Origin of the sequence: Paraburkholderia sp., assembly GCF_034668105.1 — a bacterium.
Lineage (GTDB): Bacteria > Pseudomonadota > Gammaproteobacteria > Burkholderiales > Burkholderiaceae > Paraburkholderia.
Genome location: NZ_JAXDPY010000153.1, coordinates 1 through 4,395, shown reverse-complemented (window position 1 = coordinate 4,395; position 4,395 = coordinate 1). Strand labels below are relative to the sequence as shown.

At 60.0% G+C, this 4,395-nt stretch carries 4 protein-coding genes and 1 pseudogene; all 5 read left to right on the top strand.

The window, feature by feature from the left end; genetic code table 11:
- Nucleotides 1-407 (top strand): ABC transporter permease subunit (locus QOC89_RS06930; RefSeq protein WP_416340368.1); only part of this gene is annotated, 407 nt, incomplete at its 5' end.
- A 1-nt stretch (nucleotide 408) separates the two neighbouring features.
- Nucleotides 409-1,593, top strand: coding sequence for an urea ABC transporter permease subunit UrtC (urtC, locus tag QOC89_RS06925; RefSeq protein WP_323044346.1), 1,185 nt, complete (start codon nucleotides 409-411; stop codon nucleotides 1,591-1,593).
- Nucleotides 1,590-2,453 carry an urea ABC transporter ATP-binding protein UrtD gene (gene urtD, locus QOC89_RS06920; protein WP_323044345.1) on the top strand — a complete coding sequence of 288 codons (864 nt, stop codon included), beginning with the start codon at nucleotides 1,590-1,592 and terminating at the stop codon, nucleotides 2,451-2,453. The genes urtC and urtD overlap by 4 nt, the downstream gene beginning before the upstream one ends.
- Nucleotides 2,454-3,356: 903 nt before the next feature.
- Nucleotides 3,357-4,049 (top strand): urea ABC transporter ATP-binding subunit UrtE, encoded by a 693-nt coding sequence (gene urtE / locus QOC89_RS06915; RefSeq protein WP_323044344.1) that lies wholly within the window; start codon nucleotides 3,357-3,359, stop codon nucleotides 4,047-4,049.
- 116 nt (nucleotides 4,050-4,165) lie between these two features.
- Nucleotides 4,166-4,395 (top strand): annotated as a pseudogene (locus QOC89_RS06910) (urease accessory protein); the annotation flags it as partial.

The following is a 4,395-nucleotide window of genomic DNA, read 5'->3' as shown; positions in this document are numbered from 1 at the left end:
TGCTGACTAAAACGCGTCTTGGGCTGTTCGTGCGCGCCGTCACGCAGAATCGGCGGATGGCGGCGTGTGTCGGTGTAAAGACCGCGCGCGTCGATTCGTATGCGTTCGCGTTTGGCGCGGGCATTGCCGGTTTGGGCGGCTGTGCGTTGTCGCAGATCGGCAATGTCGGACCCGACCTCGGCCAGAGCTACATCATCGATTCGTTCATGGCCGTGGTGCTCGGCGGTGTCGGCCAACTGGCCGGCACGGTGATCGGCGGCTTCGGGCTCGGGCTAGTCAGCAAAGCGATCGAACCGTTCTGGGGCGCGGTGCTCGCGAAGATCGCGGTGCTCGTGCTGATCGTGCTGTTCATCCAGAAGCGTCCGCAGGGCATGTTCGCCCTCAAGGGCCGAAGCGCGGAGGCATGAGATGACATCGGCAACCTCATCGGCTCACGTCGGCACAACGGGCGGCGGTGTCACTGTCGGACGCGACACGCAGTCCGGCTTCGCGCTCGGCTTGCCGCCGCGCCCCGCGCTGCTGTCGCGACGTGCGTGGCTCGCACTGATCGCCCTGATCATCGTGTTCGGTCTCGGCGTGCCGTTCGCGACGCTGGTGGTACCCGAGACGAGCGCGCTGCATCTGTCCGCTTACGCGATGACGATCACCGGCAAGTTCATGTGCTACGCGATCGCCGCGCTGGCACTCGATCTGGTGTGGGGCTACTGCGGCATTCTGAGCCTGGGACACGCGTTGTTCTTTGCGTTGGGTGGCTACGCGATCGGCATGTACCTGATGCGATCGATCGGGCACGACGGCAAATACGGCACCGATCTGCCCGACTTCATGGTGTTTCTCGACTGGCATCAACTGCCGTGGTATTGGCAAGGCACGCAGCATCTCGGTTATGCGCTGCTGCTGGTGGTGCTGGTGCCCGCCGTTGTCGCGTGGGTGTTCGGCTTCTTCACGTTCCGCTCGCGGGTGAAAGGCGTCTATCTGTCGATCATTACGCAGGCGATGACGTTCGCGGCCATGCTGCTGTTCTACCGCAACGAAACCGGCTTCGGCGGTAATAACGGGTTTACCGACTTCAAGCGCATCGGCGGTTTTCCGATTACGCATCCGGGTACGCGGACTGCTCTGCTGCTCATCACGTTCGCCGTGTTGATTCTGGCCTTCATTGGCGCGCGGGCAATCGTCACCTCGAAGCTCGGCCGCGTGGTGACGGCTGTGCGCGACGGCGAGACCCGTTTGATGTTTCTCGGTTACAGCCCGCTCGCGTACAAGCTGTTTGTGTGGACCGTGTCCGCTATTTTGTGCGGGATTGCCGGCGCGTTGTACGTGCCGCAGGTCGGCATCATCAATCCGGGCGAGATGTCGCCGGGCAACTCGATCGAGATGGCGATCTGGGTGGCGGTGGGCGGACGCGGCACGTTGATCGGGCCGATCATCGGCGCGTTCGCGGTGAATGGCGCGAAGAGCTTTTTTACGGCGAACTTCCCTGAATACTGGCTGTTCTTCCTCGGTCTGATTTTCGTTCTGGTTCCGTTGTTGTTGCCGAACGGCATCATGGGGCTGATCGAACTCGTGACGCGCAAGAGGAACCGCACATGAACGAAAACCCGATGGTTCCAGATCTTGCGTTGCCTGAAGACCCCGCTGAAACCTCGTTGAGCGGCGTCGCGAGCATGGGCCGTGCGGTCGTGCCCGGCGAGATCGACGTGTCGCACGGCACGATCCTGTACCTGGAAGACGTGACCGTGAGCTTCGACGGCTTTCGTGCGTTGAATGCACTGACGCTGACTATCGACGCCGGGGAATTGCGCTGCATCATCGGGCCGAACGGCGCGGGCAAGACGACGATGATGGACGTCATCACCGGGAAGACCGAGCCGGACTCCGGCAAGGTGTATCTCGGGCAGTCGATCGATCTGACGCGGATGAACGAGCCGTCTATTGCTCGCGCGGGCATTGGGCGGAAGTTTCAGAAGCCGACTGTTTTTGAGCAGCATCCTGTGTGGGAGAACCTCGAACTGGCGATGAAGGCCGACAAAGGATGGTGGGCTTCTTTGCGCGCGCGGTTGGATCGGGATGCGCAAGCGCGAATTGAACAGACGTTGGCTTTGATTGGACTTGAGAGTGAGGCTCGGCGTCTTGCCGGCGAGTTGTCGCATGGGCAGAAGCAACGGCTGGAGATTGGGATGTTGTTGATGCAGCAGCCTGCGTTGCTGTTGCTGGATGAGCCTGCGGCTGGGATGACTGATGATGAGACTATGCAGTTGGCTGTGCTTCTTAATCACTTGCGTGGGACTTGTTCCATGATGGTTGTCGAGCATGATATGGAGTTTGTGGCGGCTTTGTCTGGCGACGCTGGGAAGGTGACCGTGATGGCCGAAGGGCGTGTTTTGGCCCATGGCACGTTGGATGAAGTTAAGAGAGATGAGACTGTTATTGAGTCTTATCTTGGACGGTGAGGGTTGTTTTTGCTTGCCGGGCGGCTGTTGGCTGTATGCCTTCGGTGTTGGCCTTTTCTTGATTTCTTATTGGTCTATTAGCGTTGCCCCTGTGCGGGGCGGCACTTACTTTCTTTGCCGCCGCAAAGAAAGATAAGCAAAGAAAGCGGCTCAACCCGCTAGCTCATAAGCGGGTCCCTCGCACAGCCACGGTAGTGGTGCATCTGGAATCCGTGCCGTCGCACACTCGACGTGAGTGACAACGCACTCATCAGCTCCCACTCCGCACTACGTGCGTCGCGGATGGGTTTGCATGGGAAACCAGGCGCTTCGTTCGTGCGCGGCGGGAGCCTTCGGCTTCGCCTCGGCACCGCGCCCGTTGCTCCATGCACGGTTCGCTAACAGACGCAGCGACGTCCAACAACATGAATTTGCAGGTGCAAGTACAGGTGCATGGGAGTGGGAGCCAAGTGAAGCATTGACAGATTGAAGATGTGAAATGCGGTGATGCCGCCGAGCGTTCGCCGCTCTTTTGGACTAGTTCGGGGTCGGTTAGAAACGACCCGATGGTGTGATGACGTGAGCTTCGGCGCGCGGAGCGCCGCCGGAAGTATGACGGCTTTGTCACTCACGCCGAATGTGCGAGAACACGGATTCCAGATGCACCACTGCCGTGGCTGTGCGAGGGACCCGCTTATGAGCTGGCGGTGTGAGCGGCTTTCTTTGCTTATCTTTCTTTGCCGCGGCAAAGAAAGTAAGTGCCGCCCCGCACAGGGGCAACACTAATAGACCAATAACAATTCAAGGAAAGGCCAAAGAGCCAGATCAAGGAAAGGCCAAAGAGCCAGATCAAGAAAAAGCCAACGCCATAGGCAGCCAAACCAAAGCGCCGCGCAGGCAAAAACCCCCGATAGGATCACCAAAATGCTTGAAGTAGAAAACCTAAACCAGTACTACGGCGGCAGCCACATTTTGCGAGATGTGAAACTGACCGTCCCCGACGGCAAGCTCACCGTTCTGCTGGGCCGCAACGGCGTGGGCAAGACCACGCTGCTACGTTGCCTGATGGGCGTCGTGCAAACGAAGAGCGGCTCGATCGCCTGGCGCGGCGCGCCGATCACCAAATTGCCGACCTACTCGCGCGTGGAAAAGGGCCTCGCATATGTGCCGCAAGGCCGCGACATCTTCCCGCGCCTGACCGTCGAAGAAAATCTGATGGTGGGCGCCGCCAGCAAGAAGGCGCCCAGGAAGATCCCCGATCGTATCTACGAACTGTTCCCGGTGCTAAAGGACATGCGCAGCCGCCGAGGCGGCGATCTCTCGGGCGGTCAGCAGCAGCAGCTTGCGATTGGCCGCGCGTTGATGAGCGACCCGCAACTGCTGATTCTCGACGAACCAACCGAGGGCATTCAGCCGTCGATCATTCAGGACATTGGCCGAACGCTGCGTCAACTGGTCGAGGAAATGGGCATGACCGTGCTGCTCGTCGAGCAGTATTACGACTTCGCCAAGGAGATCGCCGATCGGTATTGGGTGATGAGCCGTGGCGAGATCATTGCGGGCGGCGAAGGCGCCAACATGGATGCAGATGGCGTGCGGACATTGATCGCCGTGTGAGCGGCACGCACAAGCGGACGTGCTATTCTCGCCGCATCCTGTGGCAGCGCGGTTGAGCGTTGTCTGACGTGCGCAGGCACGCTTTGCTTCTCTTCGTCCGGTCGCATTCCATTCGCATGTCGCTTCACGAAAATCACGTCACGCTCGCTTCCGCGCAAGCCAGCGCTCATTCGCAATGGCGCGCGCGTCTTGCACTTGGATTCGTCAAGGATGGTGAGCGGACCACGCTCAAGCATCGGCTGCATGACGGGCCGCTGCGAGTTCAGAGGCCGCTTTATCCCGAAGGTCACGGTATCTGTCATGCGGTGATCGTGCATCCGCCGGGCGGGATCGCGGGTGGGGATAG